The 18,350-nt window shown below is 53.6% G+C and carries 14 protein-coding genes; 8 read left to right on the top strand and 6 right to left on the bottom strand.

What is annotated here, in order from left to right; genetic code table 11:
- Positions 1-141: 141 nt before the first annotated feature.
- Positions 142-1,479, top strand: coding sequence for a murein DD-endopeptidase MepM (gene mepM, locus ACB032_RS10650; protein ID WP_016352056.1), 1,338 nt, complete (start codon positions 142-144; stop codon positions 1,477-1,479).
- A gap of 66 nt (positions 1,480-1,545) precedes the next feature.
- Here the strand turns inward: mepM and ACB032_RS10655 are convergent, their stop codons facing one another.
- On the bottom strand, positions 1,546-2,490 hold the full coding sequence (locus ACB032_RS10655) for a D-2-hydroxyacid dehydrogenase (RefSeq protein ID WP_017411249.1): 945 nt from the start codon (positions 2,488-2,490) through the stop codon (positions 1,546-1,548).
- Positions 2,491-2,652: 162 nt separating this feature from the next.
- Between ACB032_RS10655 and ACB032_RS10660 the strand changes: the two genes are divergently transcribed.
- Entirely contained in the window at positions 2,653-3,234 is a 582-nt protein-coding gene (locus tag ACB032_RS10660; RefSeq protein ID WP_011707437.1) for a YjaG family protein, read from the top strand.
- Positions 3,235-3,282: 48 nt separating this feature from the next.
- Here ACB032_RS10660 and ACB032_RS10665 read toward each other — a convergent pair whose 3' ends face one another.
- Positions 3,283-3,762: a MarR family winged helix-turn-helix transcriptional regulator gene (locus tag ACB032_RS10665; RefSeq protein WP_011707436.1), complete on the bottom strand. Its 480-nt coding sequence runs from the start codon at positions 3,760-3,762 to the stop codon at positions 3,283-3,285.
- Between the two features lie 163 nt (positions 3,763-3,925).
- Here ACB032_RS10665 and ACB032_RS10670 point away from each other — a divergent pair, with 163 nt between their 5' ends.
- The gene (locus ACB032_RS10670; protein ID WP_011707435.1) at positions 3,926-4,453 is read left to right on the top strand and encodes a hypothetical protein; all 528 of its coding nucleotides are present in this window, start codon (positions 3,926-3,928) and stop codon (positions 4,451-4,453) included.
- Positions 4,454-4,462: 9 nt separating this feature from the next.
- A complete protein-coding gene (locus ACB032_RS10675) occupies positions 4,463-6,061 on the top strand; it encodes a BCCT family transporter (RefSeq protein ID WP_011707434.1) in 1,599 nt (532 codons plus the stop codon).
- Between the two features lie 93 nt (positions 6,062-6,154).
- Here the strand turns inward: ACB032_RS10675 and mutS are convergent, their stop codons facing one another.
- A complete protein-coding gene (gene mutS, locus ACB032_RS10680) occupies positions 6,155-8,710 on the bottom strand; it encodes a DNA mismatch repair protein MutS (RefSeq protein ID WP_371137908.1) in 2,556 nt (851 codons plus the stop codon).
- A 213-nt stretch (positions 8,711-8,923) separates the two neighbouring features.
- Between mutS and ACB032_RS10685 the strand changes: the two genes are divergently transcribed.
- The 3 genes from ACB032_RS10685 (at position 8,924) to ACB032_RS10695 (ending at position 12,164) form a co-directional block, all read left to right on the top strand.
- Positions 8,924-10,246 (top strand): site-specific integrase, encoded by a 1,323-nt coding sequence (locus ACB032_RS10685; protein ID WP_081086464.1) that lies wholly within the window; start codon positions 8,924-8,926, stop codon positions 10,244-10,246.
- A gap of 722 nt (positions 10,247-10,968) precedes the next feature.
- Positions 10,969-11,166 (top strand): AlpA family transcriptional regulator, encoded by a 198-nt coding sequence (locus ACB032_RS10690; protein WP_213393466.1) that lies wholly within the window; start codon positions 10,969-10,971, stop codon positions 11,164-11,166.
- Between the two features lie 185 nt (positions 11,167-11,351).
- Complete coding sequence (locus ACB032_RS10695; RefSeq protein WP_213393467.1) at positions 11,352-12,164, top strand: hypothetical protein; 813 nt, start codon at positions 11,352-11,354, stop codon at positions 12,162-12,164.
- 1,287 nt (positions 12,165-13,451) lie between these two features.
- Here the strand turns inward: ACB032_RS10695 and ACB032_RS10700 are convergent.
- Positions 13,452-14,654, bottom strand: a complete 1,203-nt coding sequence (locus ACB032_RS10700; RefSeq protein ID WP_371137909.1) for a hypothetical protein — start codon at positions 14,652-14,654, stop codon at positions 13,452-13,454.
- Positions 14,626-15,663 (bottom strand): nucleoid-associated protein, encoded by a 1,038-nt coding sequence (locus ACB032_RS10705; protein ID WP_213393663.1) that lies wholly within the window; start codon positions 15,661-15,663, stop codon positions 14,626-14,628. The genes ACB032_RS10700 and ACB032_RS10705 overlap by 29 nt, the downstream gene beginning before the upstream one ends.
- A 236-nt stretch (positions 15,664-15,899) precedes the next feature.
- Between ACB032_RS10705 and ACB032_RS10710 the strand changes: the two genes are divergently transcribed.
- On the top strand, positions 15,900-17,582 hold the full coding sequence (locus ACB032_RS10710) for a hypothetical protein (protein WP_371137910.1): 1,683 nt from the start codon (positions 15,900-15,902) through the stop codon (positions 17,580-17,582).
- A 185-nt stretch (positions 17,583-17,767) separates the two neighbouring features.
- On the opposite strand, the gene ACB032_RS10715 is transcribed toward ACB032_RS10710, so the two are convergent.
- Positions 17,768-18,343, bottom strand: a complete 576-nt coding sequence (locus ACB032_RS10715; RefSeq protein WP_213393661.1) for a class I SAM-dependent methyltransferase — start codon at positions 18,341-18,343, stop codon at positions 17,768-17,770.
- Positions 18,344-18,350 lie beyond the last annotated feature (7 nt).

Raw genomic sequence — 18,350 nt, forward strand, 5'->3', positions numbered from 1 at the left:
GAATGTTATGCATAAAATGTGAGGTTCATGCAGATTGCTATGAACTAATTGTGAGTATTTAGGTCAAACAATCAGTTTTATACGGTTTCATAACAAACAAACTGACCACTAACACCTTTAGATCTAATGACAGGATAGCGGATGAAACGTCTCCGTCCCTTGGTAGCGCAGGCCGCCAATTGGGAACCCCCGGTTCCCCGCAAACACTTTTACGCCATGCTATTGCTGACCGCGATGACGCTGTCAGCGGTAGCCATATTGCCAGCGCCGGGTGACATCCTGGAGCGGCCATTGCGTCTGGAGTTGCCGATCGCCACCAACGGCACCGCAACCAACGAAGACAATACGGACTTCAACGACATCCCGGATCACGAGCTGGTGGAAGCCGCGACCCCGGAAGATGATATCCCGACCGATGCCACCCCCCAGTGGCAGGATTATCGGGTACGAAACGGCGAAAACCTGACCACCATCTTCAACAACCTGGGTCTCTCCACCACCACCCTCTATAAGGTGCTGGATGCCGATACCAAGAACAATCTGGCACGTCTCAAGCCCGGTCAAACTATCGAGCTGCTGATCGATCAGGACAACATACTGCAGCAGATGAAGATTCGTCTGAATATCAAGCAGACCCTGATCCTGGAGCGTACCGACGACACCTACAGCGCCAACATGCTCAATGAAGAGGTGGAGTGGCAGAAGAAGGGGTATGACGGGGTCATCAACGGCAGTTTTTACGTCAGTGCCCGCAATGCGGGGATCCCGGCCAACCACATCCAGAAGATTGCCAACCTGTTCCAGTGGCGGCTTAACTTCGCCAAGGATCTGAAAAAGGGCGACAAGTTCAAGGTGCTGGTGCGCCAGGAGACGGTCGAGGGCAAGAGCACCGGCAATACCCAGTTGCTGGGGGTAGAAGTGTTCAGCCAGGGCCAGAGCGTGTCTGCCTGGTTGTCTGAAGATGGCAACTACTACGATGGCCAGGGCAACAGCCTGGAGCGCGGCTTCCGCCGTTATCCGACTCACAGCCGCTACCGGGTCAGCTCCAGTTTCAACCCGAACCGTCGCCATCCGATCACCGGCCAGGTACGCCCCCACGAGGGCACCGACTTTGCCCTGCCGGTCGGCACCCCCGTGATGGCAACCGGCGACGGTGTCGTGCTGAAGGCGACCAGCCACCCGCTGGCCGGCACCTATGTGGTGATCAAGCACGGTCGTACCCTGATGACCCGCTACCTGCACCTGAGCAAGCTGCTGGTCAAGCCGGGCCAGAAGGTGAAGATGGGTGACAAGATTGCGCTCTCCGGCAACACCGGTCGTTCCACCGGTGCCCACCTGCACTACGAAGTGCGGATCAACAACCGTCCGGTCGATGCCATGAAGGTCAAGCTGCCGATGGCTGAACCGCTCTCCGGCAAGGAGAAGCGCCAGTTCCTCGCCAAGGTGAAGAGCTATCGCAAGGAGATGGAGGCCGGTTGATGCCTCTCTCGCTGAAATAAAAAGGCCCCGCCACTCTGGCGGGGCCTTTTTATTGGCTGATGGCCATCAATAGCCCTTGTCGAAGTCTATCTTGCCGTCCAGCGGCTGGCCGTCGATGAAGCGGATGTAGTTGCGCACGAAGATCTGGGCCACATCTTCGGGGAAGCTGTAGGCGCTGTTGTGTGGCGTGATGATGAGGTTGGGCTGGCCCCAGAGCGGGCTGTCGGCGGGCAGCGGCTCCTGTGCGAACACGTCCAGTACTGCCATGCCCAGCTTGCCGGTGCGCAGCGCCGTGAGCAGGTCACCTTCGTGGATGGCGTTGCCGCGTCCCACGTTGAACAGGATGGCGCCCGGTTTGCAGTGTTCGAAACGGGGAGCGGTGAAGAGGTGATGCGTCTCACGGGTGGCGGGCAGGACGCTGACGATGACGTCGGCCTGCGCCAGCACCTTGTTGAGGGCCGGCAGCTGATACACCTGATCGAAGCCGGCCCGCTCGCGGCCGCTGCGGCTGATGCCTAGCACCTTCATGCCGAAGTGCTTGCCGGTGTGGGCTATGTGCTGGCCTATGCTGCCAGTGCCCAAGATGAGCAAGGTGCGTCCCTTGAGGCCGTGATAGGGGTGGCTTTGCCACAGCCGTTGCTTCTGCTGCTCCCGATAGAGCGGCAGCTGGCGCATCAGGCTGAGCAGATGGCCAAACACGTATTCGCTCATCAGCGGGCCGAAGATGCCGCGCACGTTGGTGAGCTGATAGTCGCGGCGGCAGCTGGCATCCAGCAGCACGTCGACTCCGGCGTAGGTGGACTGCAGCCAGCTGAGCTTGCCGGCCTTGGCCAGCAGCGGTTTGGCCCGCGCCGGCTCTGCCATCAGGATGTGGGCTTCGCCGATCAATTTCTCGGCCTCGCCCTGGTTGTCGGCCCGCAGAATGCGCAAATGGGGGAGGTGGGCCGCCTTGAGCAGGCGCTCGTAGTGAGCATTGTCCTGGCTGAGCAAAAGAAGGGTACGTTGACTCATACTCTTGTTCCTTATCAGATTTGCGGCGCGGGAGAGAGGCCGCTCTGTCCTCATCTTACCCGAGTTGACCGGCCAACATAGCCGACCAGGCCGCTTTTTCGTTTTCGCGCGGCCCCTCGTGGGCTACAATCTGCCCCACATTTTGCAAAGGATCCGACTCCAGTGTTTGGTGACAAGTTTTATAAGCGACTGGCCGAGCTACAGCCTTGGCAACAGACCGTCTACACCCTGGCGCTGGCAGAGCGCATGTACCCCAACTATGCGCTGTTTTCCCAGGCCTCCGGTTTCGGGGATGCGAAGGCATTTCGCCACGCCCTGGATCAGATGTGGAATTACCTGACGGTGAAGGGGTCCCGCGTCAATCTGGGGGCGATCCTGGAGGCGTTTGAAGTCTATATTCCCGAGCCTGGCAAATTCGAGTCCTACGGTGCCTATCCGGCGCTGGATGCCTGCGTGGCGCTGGGCTGTGCCTACAACTCGGTGATCTGCCGGGTGGGTGAAGAGGCCAACGATGCCAGCCATGCGTCGGTCGGTACCGTGGCCGGTTTCATCGAGATGCTGGAAGAGCGCGACCTCACCGACGAGGAGCTCTACGAGCACGAATACATGGAAGCCGAGCTGGAGTTCCAGGTCGAGCTGCTCAAGCGGGTTGCCCATGAGCGCGACAGCGACCGCATTCTGGCTATCCGCACCTTTGCGGCCCAGGATGGCGTCTCCAATATCGGCATCAGTCTGGAAGAGTGATCGCACTCTCCCCGACCCATAAAAAAAGCTCCCGAATGGGAGCTTTTTTTATGCCCGCTCCTCGGTGAGGGGTCGGACACTCAGCACCGGGGCCGCGTCTATCTCGTCGGCATTCATCATGGCCGAGATGCGCTGCAGGGAAGAGAGCAACAGGGTCTGCTCCCAGACCTCAAGTGCCTGAAAGCGCTGGATGAAGCGCTCCTGCAGCGGAGTGGGTGCCTGGGCCAGCAGGGCGCGGCCTGCGTCAGTCAGCGTCGCATGCACCTTGCGCTTGTCGGTTTCGCTGCGGATGCGCTGCACCAGCTGGCGGCTCTCGAGGCGGTCCATGATGGTGGTGGCGGTGGCCTGACTCATGTTGGTGTGATCCGCCAGCTGGCGCATGGAAATCTGGCCCAGCTCGTCGATCCCTTTGAGCAGCAAGAGCTGGGGCGAGGTCAGGCCGGCCTCCTTGATCAAGCGCTTGGAGTGCATGTCGATGGCACGAATTATCTGGCGCAGGGCGACCAGCACTTCATCATGTTTTTCCATGGGGAACGAATCGTCGAGGGGCTGTTGAGAGGCGCAAAATTCTCCGCCTAATTCGTCACAAGGTCAATATGGTTTTTACTGTAATGATTTCTGCTCTAATTATTTTTGTGTTAGGTTAGCGGGCATTTTCCGAATTTTGACCCGACTTTTGAGGAGCAAGATGATGAGTGACGAACTGGACATCAAGTCGCTGGCGGCCGACCTTCGGGTGGTCAGAGTGCGTTATGAACTGCCTGATACCTCGGCTTTCGTGCGTTACCAGCCTGCCTATGACGAAGACCCCAACAACCTCAAGGTGCACCACTACGATGGTGAGCTGCCTCTCTCCTGCAGTGAGACCGGTTCTTTCAACCTAAAGGAGTTGGTGAATGAATTGCGTTACGCCTATGTGCTGGTGCACCTCTTCCCGGACGAGAGCGCGATGAACTTCTATCTGACCGGCCTTGATACCGGTCTGGCCCAGCTGGAGTTCATCGGCGGCTCCTACGACTTCAACCGGCTCTGGATCACCAGCGGCATCTCCAACCTGGGCGTACCCATGGCCATCTTCCTCGGCAAGCGTCATGCGGTGAATGGCCAGCCTTCGGTCAGCCTGGTGGACCACCGGGTGCAGACGGCCGGCAAGCTGGTCTACCGCGCCATCGGTGGTGCCGGCGATCACGTGGGTGAAGACTTTTTCAACAACGACTAAGGAGGCCAGATGAGAGCAAGCAAAGGGCTATTCAAAGGCCTCAACCCGACTATGGCCATGACGGCGCTCACCGTCATCACCCTGTTCCTGCTGTTCGGGGTGTTCGTCCCCGAAACCGCCGCCAGCTGGTTTGTCGGCGCCAAGGATCAGATCATTGCCGGGTTCAAGTGGTACTACATTCTGGTGGTTGCCCTGTTCCTGTTCTTCGCTGTCTACCTGATGTTCAGCCGCTTTGGCAGCATCCGGCTGGGTGACGACGACCAGGTACCGGAGTTCGGCTACTTCGCCTGGTTTGCCATGCTGTTCAGTGCCGGCATGGGCATAGGCCTGGTGTTCTGGAGCATCGCCGAGCCGATGAACCACCTGCAGGGCAACCCCTTCATCACCGAAGGGATGACCCCGGAGGCGGCCCAGATCGCCATGCGCCTCACCTTCTTCCATTGGGGCCTGCATCCCTGGGCCATCTATGTGATCGTCGGCCTGTCGCTCGCCTTCTTCAGTTATCGGCGCAAGCTGCCGCTGGCCATCCGCTCCGTGCTCTATCCGCTGCTCGGCGATCGCATCTACGGCTTCTGGGGTCATGCCGCCGACGTGCTGGCGGTGTTTGGCACCGTATTCGGGGTGGCCACCTCTCTTGGCCTGGGGGTCTCCCAGATGAACACAGGTCTCAACCAGATGTTCGGCATGGAGGTATCGCAAGCGAACCAGCTCTGGCTCATCGGCGGCATCAGCCTGATCGCCACCCTGTCGGCGGTCTCCGGGGTCGGACGGGGGGTCAAGCTGCTCTCCGAGCTCAATATCTGGCTGAGTGTATTCGTGCTGGGCCTCTTCCTGGTGCTGGGGCCGACCACCTACATCCTCAACGCCTATGTGCAGAACATCGGCGATTACCTGCAAAACATCGTCAAGCTGAGTTTCTGGACCAACACCGAGGCCAATGGCACCTCGGCCTGGCAGTCGAGCTGGACCGCCTTCTACTGGGGCTGGTGGATTGCGTGGGCGCCGTTTGTCGGCATGTTCATCGCCCGCATCTCCAAGGGGCGTACCATCCGCGAATTCGTGCTTGGCGTGCTGCTGGTGCCCTCGCTGCTCGGCATGTTCTGGCTCACCGTGTTTGGCGGTACCGCCATGAATCTGGAGCTGTTCGGCGGTGGCGGCGTGGTAGCCGCGGTCAATCAGGACGTGACCCTGGCGCTCTACCAGACGGTGGAACTGCTGCACTGGGAGACCTTCGGCTGGATCGCCAAGGGCGTGCTGACCCTGCTGATCTGTACCTACTTCATCACCTCCAGTGACTCGGGTACCCTGGTGATTACGACCCTGCTCTCCATCGGCGATCAGGATCCTCCCGTGCTGCACCGCGCCATCTGGGGGCTGGGTCAGGGGCTGGTGGCCGCCATCCTGCTGGTCTCCGGCGGGCTGGCCGCCCTGCAAGCCGCCAGCATCATAGCGGCGCTGCCCTTCTCGGTGATCATGCTGGCCATGTGCTACTCGCTGATGCTGGGGCTCAAGCAGGAGAGCCAGCACCAGTTCGAATACCGGCAAAAGCTCAAGCGCCACGACGGTTCAACCCACATGAGCCTGCTGGAGCGGATCGGGCCAGCCTGACGTTGCTTCATCCTGTTCAGGCTGCCATCAAACAGCCAAACAAAAGGGGAACCTCGCGGTTCCCCTTTTTCATGGCTGATCAGCTGCCGCTGGTCACAGCATCTGTTTGAGGCGATAGAGCAGATCCAGCGCCTGCCGCGGAGTGAGCTCGTCCGGGCGCACTGCTTCCAGCTCATCGACCACCGGATGGCTCTGGGGCGCCATGGCCACCGGGGCTGGGCGGCTTTCACCAGCGGCCACCGGGGTGGCGCTTTCCAGTTCGTGCAGTTTGTGACGGGCCTGCTGGATCACCGATTTGGGCACCCCCGCCAGCGCAGCTACCTGCAGCCCGTAGGAGCGGCTGGCCGCCCCTTCCTGCACCGCGTGCATAAAGGCGATGGTGTCACCGTGTTCCACCGCATCGAGGTGGACGTTGGCCAGCCCTTCCATCAGCTCCGGCAGACGGGTCAGCTCGAAGTAGTGGGTGGCGAACAGGGTGTAGGCGCCAATCTTGCTTGCCAGCTGCTCGGCGCAGGCCCACGCCAGCGAGAGGCCGTCATAGGTACTGGTGCCGCGGCCGATCTCGTCCATCAGCACCAGGCTGCGGGCGGTGGCGTTGTTGAGGATGTTGGCGGTCTCGGTCATCTCCACCATAAAGGTGGATCTTCCCGATGCCAGATCATCCGACGCCCCGATACGGGTGAAGATGCGGTCGATGGGGCCGATACGGGCGCTGTCGGCCGGTACGAAGGCACCGATGTGGGCCAGCAGCACGATCAGCGCGGTCTGGCGCATGTAGGTGGATTTACCGCCCATGTTGGGGCCGGTGATGATCAGCATCCGCCGCTCCCGCTCCAGCCGAATGGGGTTGGCGATGAAGGGGTCGGTCATCACCTGCTCCACCACCGGATGGCGGCCCGCTTCGATGATGATCTGATCCTCGTTGATGAGCGTCGGGCAGCGGTAGTCCAGGGTTTCGGCCCGCTCGGCCAGGTTGGCCTGCACGTCCAGCTCCGCCAGCGCGGCGGCGGACTCCTGCAGATCGCCCAGATGCGGCAGCAGAGCATCGAGCAGCTCCTCGTAGAGGCGTTTCTCCAGCGCCAGCGCCTGGGCCTGGGCGGTGAGCACCTTGTCCTCGTACTTTTTAAGCTCGTCGATGATGTAGCGTTCGTTGTTTTTCAGTGTCTGACGGCGGATGTAGTGGGCCGGCACCAGATGGCTGTTGGCGCGGCTCACCTCGATGTAAAAGCCGTGCACCTTGTTGTAGCCCACCTTGAGGGTGTTGATGCCGGTTAGCAGCCGCTCACGCTCCTCGATGCGGGCCAGGCTGGCGGTGGCGCCGTTGGCCAGATCCCGCAGCTCGTCCAGCTCCTGGTTGAAGCCGTCACGGATGACGCCGCCATCGCGGATCAGCACCGGCGGCACCTCCATCACGGCGCGCTCCAGCAGATCCAGCAGCTCGGGGAAGGTGCTGGCGCGTTCGCGCAGCTGCTGCACCGCCTCATGCTCGCTCTCCGCCAGCAGGCGCTGTAGCTCAGGCAGCTGGGCGAAGGCCTGCCGCAGCCGGGTGAGATCGCGCGGACGGGCCGAGCGCAGGGCCAGGCGCGCCAGCACCCGCTCCACATCGCCGACCTGGCGCAACAGGCCGCCCAGCTCGTCATAGAGGTTCTGCTCGATGAGCTCCTTGATGGTGCTCTGGCGACCTTTCAGGATCACCCGGTCGCGGATCGGCTGGTGGATCCAGCGCTTGAGCAAGCGGCTGCCCATGGGGGTGGCGGTGCAGTCCAGCACGGCGGAGAGGGTGTTGTCGTGGCCGCCGGCCAGATTCTGGGTCAGCTCCAGATTGCGGCGGGTGGCGGCATCCATGATGACCGCGTGATCCGGCTGCTCGAGGCGCACGCTGCGAATGTGGGGCAGGGCGGTGCGCTGGGTGTCTTTCACGTATTGCATCAGGCAGCCGGCGGCGCACAGGGCGGTCTCGCTCTGCTCGACGCCGAAGCCCACCAGATCCTGGGTACCGAACTGCTGGCACAAGAGCTTGCGGGCGGTGCCCAGCTCGAACTCCCACTCCGGGCGGCGGCGCAGACCGCGGCGACCCTCGACATGGTGCAGGAAGGCGAAGGATTCGGGGTAGAGCAGCTCGGCCGGATTGGTGCGCTGCAGCTCCGCCAGCAGGGTCTCTTCTTTCTCGAACTGGTTGATGAAGAAGCGGCCGGAGCCGATGTCCATGGTGCCGTAGCCGAAGCGGCGGCCATCGTGGTAGACGGCGGCGATCAGGTTGTCCTGTCGCTCGCTGAGCAGCGCTTCGTCGGAGACGGTACCCGGGGTGATGATGCGAATGACCTTGCGCTCCACCGGCCCCTTGCTGGTGGCGGGATCCCCCACCTGCTCGCAGATGGCAGCCGATTCGCCGAGCTGTACCAGCTTGGCCAGATAACCCTCGATGGCATGATAGGGGACGCCCGCCATCGGGATGGGGCTGCCGGCCGACTGGCCGCGCTTGGTCAGGGAGATGTCGAGCAGCTGGGAGGCCTTGCGGGCATCGTCATAGAACAGCTCGTAGAAGTCGCCCATCCGATAGAACAGCAGGATCTCCGGGTTCTCGGCCTTGAGGGTCAGATACTGCTGCATCATTGGTGTGTGATTGTGGAGATTCTCTATTGCTGACATGTAGTTATCTCTCTTTACATGCTTATATTACAATGGCTTATGGTGTTTGCGTGGTCTCTTGTTTGCTCTGAGAGTCTCACTCGATCTCACCCAATCGCAGGCGAAAATGTAGGTTGAAGTGTAGGTTTTGATTTTGTAGCCTACAGTGACATTAAGCCCTATTGCATGCGGCCAAGCTAGGAGAGCGTATGCATCAGCCATAGGAGGTCGGTTATGCCAGCGGACAAGGGTAACAAAGCACTGTCCTTTAGAGCAATTGAAGTCATGAAGCCATCGGATAGCGATAAGGCTGATAATGGAGTCAACAGAGGGCTTCGTGTTACTTGCGGGAAGACAGGTAAAAAGACATTTTTCTATCGTTATACCAGTCCAGTAACAAATAAGTTAATCCAGATCTCAATTGGGGTATTTCCAGCCGTATCCTTAGAGCAGGCCCGTATAAAACTACGGGAGCTCAAGCTCATCAGGCAGCAAGGCCGATGTCCAGCTACCGAAGCGAGGGCTGCCGCGCTTGAGCTTAAACAGCAAATCAAGAATGAAAGTGAGCTAGGGAAATTTACGCTTCAAGCGATGATCGAGCTTTATCTACAGAACCTTATCGAAGATCAACGTTTACCTAATGGTACGATAAAGAGTGGAGCAAGGAAAAAGAAAGGTCAGGCTGAGGTTAGGCGCACTCTTTACTGTGATGCGGTTCCAATGCTTGGTGACCGATTAGTTCGTGATGTAAGTCGACAAGATATAATTGACCTTATTATGTCAATTATAAAACGAGGCGCCAATGTTCAGGCGGGCAATGTGTTGCGGGAGATGTTGGCTGCATATGAATACTCAATTGGGATTGGTAAATTTGATGATAACTTTATCAATCCAGCACTCCAAGCTAAGGTTAGTTTGGTTAGAACCAAGGTCAAATTAACTTCTAAGAAAGGCAGCCGATTTTTTAGTAATGATGAACTGAAAATATTTTTGAATTGGCTACCAACATCAAAGTTCACTGATGTACAGAAAAATATACTTAGAATGACACTGTGGACTGGATGTCGCACTGGAGAAATATGTGAAGCTGCTTGGCGTGACATAGATCTTGACGAAGGTGTATTTCACATTCGGGAGTCTAAGACGGAGGTGGTAAGAGAGGTTCAACTTCCACGGCAATGTATAACTTTTCTTAAAGAAAATAAAATTGGCAATGAGCTGTACTTATTTCCATCTCAGCGAACAGGTAAGCCTATAAAACAAAAGCAGTTGACGGAAACTACTTGGGTTATGAGGTGTGGGAATGTAATGATAGATCTTCCACATTGGACGCCACATGATCTCCGGCGTACTGTTAGAACGGGTCTTTCTCGTTTGCAATGTCCAGCTGAGGTTGCAGAATCTATTCTCGGTCATACGAAGAAAGCGTTAGCTGGTACATATGATCTTCATCAGTACACCGAGCAAAGTCGAGAGTGGCTGCAACGTTGGGCAGATCACTTGGATGCATTATTACGTGCGACAAAACCGACAGCCGCGTCTGGTCTGTCGGTATAGATGGTAAGAGCTGTCTATTCCATTTGATCTTTGACGCCGATTCTGATGAAACGTGAAAATCTATATCTGACCAACGCGAATACTCCTTCCGGTTCAAGTTGGAAAGCTCAGGTGTTCACGTTGGTTGGAATGACGGTTTAACTTCGTTGTAACACGCCGTACGTCCGAGCTGGCTCATCAAGAATCGGTTTGATGTTGTGCAGCACGATTTGCAGTTTGCTTGTAGAACTGATCGCTCTAGGTCCCTGACACCAGTGTAGAGTTGGTTTGCGGTCAACAATGTGACCTGTTCCGCATCTGGACGTGCGGCAAGTTACAAACTTCAACGTTCAACGTTGAACGTTGAACGTTGAACGTTGAACGTTGAACGTTGAACGTTGAACGTTGAAAAGTTGAACGTTGAACTTATTGATTAATATGAATTTATTTCATTTTTGTACGACGTAATTCATGTCCCCCTCTATAACGCGCGTTAATCTCACGCGCATCAATTAAAAAAATCGACAACGTGGACTCTCAATCGCATCCGCCCAACCCCTGTGTTCACCGAACCATATCGTGCGCTGTAGATGTGCTGTGCAGTTCAAAAAGTTGCGCTCGTTATTGCCTCTTTCGTATTTGATGCGTCGTTATTTGAGCCGACATAGAGGGAGAGAGCGCATCATGCTTTCGCTGTTTTCGAAATCTGTAAATGGACTCTGACTATTACAAAGGAGTCATTTATGAAACACGAAACATGTTTGCTGAATTTGGCTGAAGTTATCGAATGTTGCACGATTTCTCGCGCAACCATTTATCGTTTGATGGCGCAGGGAAATTTTCCGAGATCAGTTAAGGCGCAAGGATGTCGTCGAGTTGCATGGCGTTCCTCTGATATACAAGCATGGATGAATGCTCTGCAATACACCGGCACAATATAACCCCTCCCCGTTCATGTTAATAGTCAGTATGAAATTTATCTGTACTTCTACTCACGATGTGTCATTAACAAACAATATCAACTACATCGCAATCTTATCAACAGAGAACCGCCACAGTTCTAAATGTTGTTAGTTGCTGATGAATAGGCTTCAACTATTCAATCGCAAATTTATAGGTCTTAAAAATGAAAAAATTCCTTAGCGCTAAAGCGTGCTCACCATTAGCTATCAAGTCACTTCTTCCAAAATTTGAAACGGAAGAGGAGTGCTACAAAGAGAAACAATTAAGAGTAAATACACTCTCTCGTTCAGAGTTGATAAAGGCTCGGCGGCTTGCAGAAAAACTTTCAGACTGTGATGAAGAGGAACCATGTTTTAGTTTTTCCTGTCCTGTATGTGTTCGAGAATTTAGAGTCAAAAAAATCAGTCAGCTAGCATTGCTATGTGAAGACTATCAAGCTTGGAAGTTTGTCACCATTATATATTATGACAGGATGACTTCGACTCTGGGGGAACTGAATATTCAACGTTTGATAGGTAGGCTTCGTAAACAGTTGAATCGTTCAGGAATATCCGATGTCTTGATTGGTTTCTTTGAGGTAGACTATCATCCTGAATACCAGCGTTGGATGCCACATTTTCACCTATTAGTCCGGTGTGATAGTACAAGAAATATAACGTGGCGGAAGCTGCGAGATTGTTTCAACAAATGTGGTAAAAATAATGATGTAAACATTGAAGTTCGTAGGCCTACTTTGGTCAAGAGGCTGAAAAACCCATTGGGACTAATTTCATATATTTGCAAAATAAAATGGATGAGAGTTGAGTCTTATTATGTCGAGGGGGAAAGAATGACTCGTAAATTAAGGCTGAAAAAAGTTAATTTTGTTAATTCATTACTGAAATTGGATTCATTAAAATTATCAGATATTCAGTTCATGCATGGTATCCACCAATACGGTTCAACTTTAAAAGAGACTGTCCGTGGTGAAAAATAACACTTTGCTATTCCATGTGGTTAGATTATCCATACAGTGCTATAGAGCTATCTACTAGCTATATTAGGTGGTCAACACTACTCATCTGATTGCTCAGGCTGAGTTCGCAGGTTCGGCACCGCTTGTACTGACCAATTCGGTCTGGGCGAGCAACGCATTCGATGGTGGATTGTGGCCGCATAGTCAGCTGATACCGGAAAGGGAGACAACGAACTAGCGCCATTTGTACAGTGGGGGCAGGACTGTGTACTTGCGGGACTAAGTAGGTAACATTTTGAGCATTCGACAGCCTCACCACCCCATTCCCAGCCCAGGCCGCACGAAGTACCTGACTAATGAGCGGTTCTGAACGTTGCAGACTTGCATTTTGGTTCATGGCACGTTGGACCTCAACAGTCGCCGACAGTAGCTTATTTTGCGCCGAAAGTACTTTGGCTGCGGCCACTAACTTGGCTTCATGTTCCGCGCGTCGAGTCTCTTCCAACGCCCGATGGCGAGCCTTTTCATGCTCCCATTGAGCATTATCGGCTGCAACGTCATGTGCAATCTTCTCCGCCACTTGTTGCTCCTTTTTTCTCCTCGCGCAGAGAGCAAATCCAATCTCTGTTGTCTGGATTGGAAAGAACCGCATACTCGAATGCTGCTGGGTTGTTGATCTGTTCAAAAGTTAGCCCACTGAGATCGAGCTCCATTGATGAAGCTTCAATGTTGGCAAGGTGCTGGCGGCGTTCGCGCTGGGTTCGGTATTAGCGCGTGAGCCTTCACCTCCACAAAGTCCACGAACCGTTCAACCTTGTCGGCGATAATGGCCTCTGAGGGGAAGGTGACTGTGTCCTGAATAAGTTGTGTTGCTGATCTGGTGATAGTAGGCTGGGAGAACCAGGCGTCGCTGGGCGGCAATCAGAGCGACCGCTGCACGTCGTACACCTTCCTTGTAGCCTTGAACGCAATCTTCTGCTTGGGCATGTCGAAAGTGAGGAATGACTTTTAGCCCTCCGTTAACGGCATTCAACGGTCTCCGGCATCCAGGACCGACACAGTTGCATGCAAGCCCGTTTGCAACCTCGAAGGCTCGCAACAGAACACCATCATGTTCACCGAAGGGGATCTTGGTTCCTCGCATGTTTTACCCCTGTTTTCGGCCCTTGCTGCTGGTGGTGGCTATTTACTCTAAACGTTTTGATCCCCAGACATGATACTACTCGCTACGAGTAGTTACTTGCTGTTAACTAAATGTTTATAGACAAGGGCCATTTGGGTTTCTCACAAAGAGGAGCGCTGCTGGTTTCAGAAAGCCGTTTTGGTTAGCATCCAGAAAACGATACCACCAATACTAAAAGCCACCCAGCAGACGACCAAGACCACGTATAGACCAATACGGTGTATCCATGCTCGGTCGGTTAGCTTTTGGAAAACATCTCCCAAACGATCTTTGAGGTCTGCATGATCACTCTCAAGCGATCTTTTGTGGCGCTCTATTTCTTGTTCAAGTGCATCTAATGTGTGCTTTTGGTTGAGCACAGCACAGGTCAGTAAAATGCAAAATATGAAGGCTCCGGCGAGGATTGCAACATTGAGCCACATCTGTCCCATTCTGGCTGACTCGGTAAGTAACGCTATGTCTTTAAATTGTGTCGCTACGACAATGGTAGATACTGGGATCCCCAGAAGCTGTCCTTGAATGTCTGAAAAGGTTTTGTGGATCTTGCCCAAATACTCGAGCTTTATAGACTCCGCTTGATCTCGCACTTTCTCGAAAGAGAAAGAAGCCGCAAATAGTTTATAGCCATCCACGAAGCGTTGGTGGAGTTCGGCTATGTTGCCTAGCAAGGTTGAAAATCGCTGCTCTTTGGGAAGTTTGGACAACATATCGAAGATGGCCGTCGCACAGATTTCATGGCGCTGTTTGGTGTGGCCATCTTGGGCAGCAAGTAGTCCAATCAACTCTGTTGCCAGCGGTATATCCAAAACAAGCAAGGCTTGGCTGTCAAACGAAAGCGGTATATCCAGTTGGCCATCTCGTAAGAAAATGAGTCGAGCATTGCGTTCATCGACGATAGAGGCCGTGCCCTCCAATGCTTTTACTAGCTGGTGAACCATCTTCAACCGGCCAGGGATATCGCCCTCATACTCCCAGCTTGCCTCATCTCGCTCCGCTATATACCAAGGGATAGACTTAAAACCTAGGGCTATCTGCTGATTACGTAACAGGGTGTTAAGGTCTGGGACGATGAGGCCGACAGCGCTTCGTGGAGAACGAAAGCGAAGCTCAAATGAGTCGCCTACGCAGACGTTGTCTGGGTCTCCCTGAGCGACTCCACATGGATACTCTTCAGCTCGTTCTTCTGAAAGCAAGTCTTGAAGAAAATCAGCGGTTTTCTGATCCGGAACAAGTAGGTTTCCGCACAGACATCCATTATCCCAGCTACGGTCAGGCATCTGTCGGAACAATATCACCAGTTCAGCTAGTGTGATCATCCGTGCTGGCATCGGTTAAAAACTCATGCTTATAGCGAGCCAAGAAATCATCAGGTAAATCCTTAATTATGAGTGTTCGTTCATCTGGATCGACGGTTATCGTTTGATTTTGGATAACCTCTCGCTCGAACTCCAGAGCCCATTTCGTTGTTTTCGCCTTGAAGCGAACCAGTCCATCAAGCCCACGTTTACGTGGTACAAAGCCATCGGCGATTGGAGGGTCTGCTTCGGCAAATGCGGTATTCAGCTGTTCCGGAGATGTTGGCCATACTCGGTTGGCCAATTCGCCCAAGATCAGAGGTTCTTTGCTGTCAGCCTTCTCCATGGCAAATCGATTCACCTCTGTCAGCAGAAGCTCTCGTGAGGCGTCATCCAGATTCTGATCGGTTGCAAATTGTTTGACGACTTTGACAAGGTTCTTTGTATCTTCCAGATCCTTCTGCGGGGCTAAACATCCCAGAAATTTTTGAAAATACTGTGAAATCTCAGCCCCTTTACCGCTTAGAAAACTGATATAGCGCTGTTCGTTTTGCTGCCATTGGTCAAAGTTTACTCGTCCGGCGAAACGGATACCTGCCACATCCAAGTGCGGTGCAGTTACCACTTTATAGTTTTCATCAACCATGGCTCCTGTCGCACTACTGACTAGCGCGACAACAAACCAGCGGTAGCTGCTGACTGTATAATCAAACATCAGCACATGCCCGCCAACGAAATTACGCTCGTCAGCACGGGACTTAAGAACTTGCATCAATGCAATAGAGATCTGGTAAAAATCAGCATCATTTTCATCACGTAAGCGTCGTAGATGCGGCTCTGCTGATACGTTGGAGAGCTCAGAGTCAAACACACCATAGCTCTTGCTTTGCCTGCTGCTGTATACCGAGTGAACATCACTTACTAACTGCTTTAATGGATCATCGTCAGTTGGCAAAACCCCGGGTGCTAGCCCAAGAGTCGAGGGGCTACCTTCGGTTTTATCGAGCTTGTGAATTATTGCGTGGTGAATTGCTAGTGACATCCATCGTTTTCCTCGGTTACGAAAGAGCCAGAAGATTACAACGTATGCTATTTCCCAACTATTGAGTTCATCACAAATACCAACTGACAAGATTAATCTCGCTTTTTGGAGACAATGGCTTGATGTGATTCATCCCATAGCCCTGCAAGGCTCATTTGTATAAGCTTGATAGCATGTTGCCGAATTACTCCTTATTGCCCTTTGCACCCTCTATCGCTAAGTAATCAGGACGATCTATGTCATCTAGAACCTACACCGAAGATGAAATCCAAGACCTGACCGACCGTGTCTTTCTCCTGAAGGAACGATTAGAAGCTGGCAAGATGCATTTCGCCAACCAAGAGCTGGCTGATGGATTTCGTCGTAGTTACGAAGCCATTCGGCTTAGGCCCGATGGCAAGGTAGACCCCACTTCCCTCGACGGACGTATTCGCGCATCAACTTTGGCATTGGTCGCAATGAAGCAGCGCGAAGATACCAAGAAGTCGATGAGCTTGGCCCGAATACAAGAAGAGTATTTTGCCTTCCTTTTTCGAGAGTTCGGCTGGTTGTATGATCAGATGGTTGAGTCTCAATCGGCGCCATTCGAGGTGGCCGAAGCCTTCTCGAGGCATGATGACATGATGCAGGACATTTCCAAAGTGTTGCCAGAGATGGTAGATGCGGTTCGGGAGTTCTGGTCTATAGTCGGCGAGGCTGCTGGCTATCACCTTCAAGATAGTCGACAACTAAAGGCTGTGTTCGCCGGGGATATTTTCCCTGCCCATTGGGAGAATGCAGTTTCAACCGCAGGGCTGTATATCGACACGATCATCCTGCCCTGTCCCATTACCCGGTTAGGCATGCTCCAGAAGACTGCTCCCTCCAAGGAAGTGGTCAAGACGATCATAAAGCATGTCCTCACAGCGATGACATACAGAGACATCGCTCTCGCCGATGTTGACCCTCCGATTGCGATGATCGTCCCTAATCCTGACGACACAGACGATGAAGATCGTAACAAGTTGATCCTTCGTGCGACCCCTGCGATATGTGCTCACGCCAAGTACCTCTTCGATCGGGCCTTTGAAAACATCGATGAACTTCAGGAATTCTGCCTCCATTTGAGGACTGTTGGAGAGGTTATGAAGGAGTTGAAGCGCCCTGACCGTCTGATCTTCGACACAGAGTGGGGACATGACCCTGTTCAACAACTTTCAATGTCGATAAAGGAGAATTCACACCTGTTAGGAATGGATCCTAATGAGCCGCATGCGGGCTTCCACGTCTTTACTACAAGCATTGGGAGAATGCCGCAAGCAATGGGTGCACAGAATGCAGCTAACCACTTTGGTGGATCGCCTTTTATCAACGCAGAGACCTCTTGGTTGCACTATACGTGGCTGCTGGAATATCAGGGCGGACCCCGAGAGGATGATATGACCAGTCGCCATAGCATGCATGTGGTGCGTGCATTGGTATCTGAGGCACACAACAATCTCGAATGGCTTGGCAATGTCCCCCCCGAGACAGTGCTTGAGATTCGCAGGCGTGGGTTGGCTGAAGAATTACGTGAATTACTCGGGCATGGCGTATCGAATCTAGTCGGTATTAATCCCGACAACTATTTCCGTACAGCCGATCAAGTCGTGGACAATCTAGACTCGGCATTCCGTAAGCACCAGCAAGCGCTGATAGAGGCACGACAGAAGAAACTCAAGCTTTACGGCATTGACGTGGGCACATGTGTAGCGACTGGCGCCGTGGCAGTAGCCGCTGCATTGACAGCCAACCCAACCTTGGGCGCAATCTCTGGTGCTCTCGGGGTTGTTGGTCTCCCAAACCTGAAGGACATTAAGACCAAATTCAAGGAGATATCGGCTGAGGACAAAGTACGCCGAAACTCGCCTACTGGACTATTGTTCAGACACATAAGGTAGCGCCGAAAGACGCCCGAATTCTTGCACTGTCCGTATTCCTGAACATTCTGGTCTTGGGGGTCTGTTTGTGTGGGGATATTCAGCGAGGACGTGCTTTATGACCGCACTCGCAAAACTAGCTGTCTTATAGTGTGTTCAAAAATCGAACAGCCATGTGGCAAAGTATAGCTACCAGAGTTGGGGCACTAATTGACTGGCTGATGATAAACAATAGCAACGTCATCGCAGGATGTTTCATCGGCCATTCTGATAGGTGAAACCTTGAGACGCTCGATGATAACTGTCGTAAATCCAGGCAAGTTAGGCACGTCACCGTCGCCAAAGTGTGGGTGACATAGAATCCCGCCAGGATTCATAAGGCGCCTCATTCGCTCGGCATTATGTGCACGATCTTCCCCAACATCCTGTCCGCTTGGCATGTAATCAAACGGATCAAAAAAGATGAAATCATACCGCAGATTGACAGCAGACTGCTTCCAATCTCCGCAGTAAGGATGCACCGAAGGATGAACCTCTGCAAAACGTACCAGATCTTGGTATATGGCCTGCTCTATCTCGAAAATATCATGCCGTGTAGGTTTCAGATGTTTCTGGATGAGAGCTGCTGAAATTCCAAGCCCATAACCAATTTCCAATACAGCGTCGGGTTTAAGATAGGCGAGCCGTTGAAATATGGCCTGGAAGTAGGCCTCCTCAGTACGCGACATGACTACCAGCCCATTCCAGATAATCACGTTCTGATTTTTTTCGTCAAACTTCAACCTAATG

Source organism: Aeromonas sp. S5(2024), assembly GCF_041403025.1.
GTDB lineage: Bacteria > Pseudomonadota > Gammaproteobacteria > Enterobacterales > Aeromonadaceae > Aeromonas > Aeromonas hydrophila.

What these genes read in the sequence shown, in the direction of transcription:
- ACB032_RS10670 (WP_011707435.1), top strand. Translation starts at nt 3,926, where the DNA reads ATGAGTGACGAACTGGACATCAAGTCGCTGGCGGCCGACCTTCGGGTG.
- ACB032_RS10695 (WP_213393467.1), top strand. Translation starts at nt 11,352, where the DNA reads ATGAAAAAATTCCTTAGCGCTAAAGCGTGCTCACCATTAGCTATCAAG.
- mepM (WP_016352056.1), top strand. Translation starts at nt 142, where the DNA reads ATGAAACGTCTCCGTCCCTTGGTAGCGCAGGCCGCCAATTGGGAACCC.
- ACB032_RS10710 (WP_371137910.1), top strand. Translation starts at nt 15,900, where the DNA reads ATGTCATCTAGAACCTACACCGAAGATGAAATCCAAGACCTGACCGAC.
- ACB032_RS10665 (WP_011707436.1), bottom strand. Translation starts at nt 3,762, where the DNA reads ATGGAAAAACATGATGAAGTGCTGGTCGCCCTGCGCCAGATAATTCGT.
- ACB032_RS10675 (WP_011707434.1), top strand. Translation starts at nt 4,463, where the DNA reads ATGAGAGCAAGCAAAGGGCTATTCAAAGGCCTCAACCCGACTATGGCC.
- ACB032_RS10685 (WP_081086464.1), top strand. Translation starts at nt 8,924, where the DNA reads ATGCCAGCGGACAAGGGTAACAAAGCACTGTCCTTTAGAGCAATTGAA.
- ACB032_RS10700 (WP_371137909.1), bottom strand. Translation starts at nt 14,654, where the DNA reads ATGCCAGCACGGATGATCACACTAGCTGAACTGGTGATATTGTTCCGA.
- ACB032_RS10655 (WP_017411249.1), bottom strand. Translation starts at nt 2,490, where the DNA reads ATGAGTCAACGTACCCTTCTTTTGCTCAGCCAGGACAATGCTCACTAC.
- ACB032_RS10705 (WP_213393663.1), bottom strand. Translation starts at nt 15,663, where the DNA reads ATGTCACTAGCAATTCACCACGCAATAATTCACAAGCTCGATAAAACC.
- ACB032_RS10690 (WP_213393466.1), top strand. Translation starts at nt 10,969, where the DNA reads ATGAAACACGAAACATGTTTGCTGAATTTGGCTGAAGTTATCGAATGT.
- mutS (WP_371137908.1), bottom strand. Translation starts at nt 8,710, where the DNA reads ATGTCAGCAATAGAGAATCTCCACAATCACACACCAATGATGCAGCAG.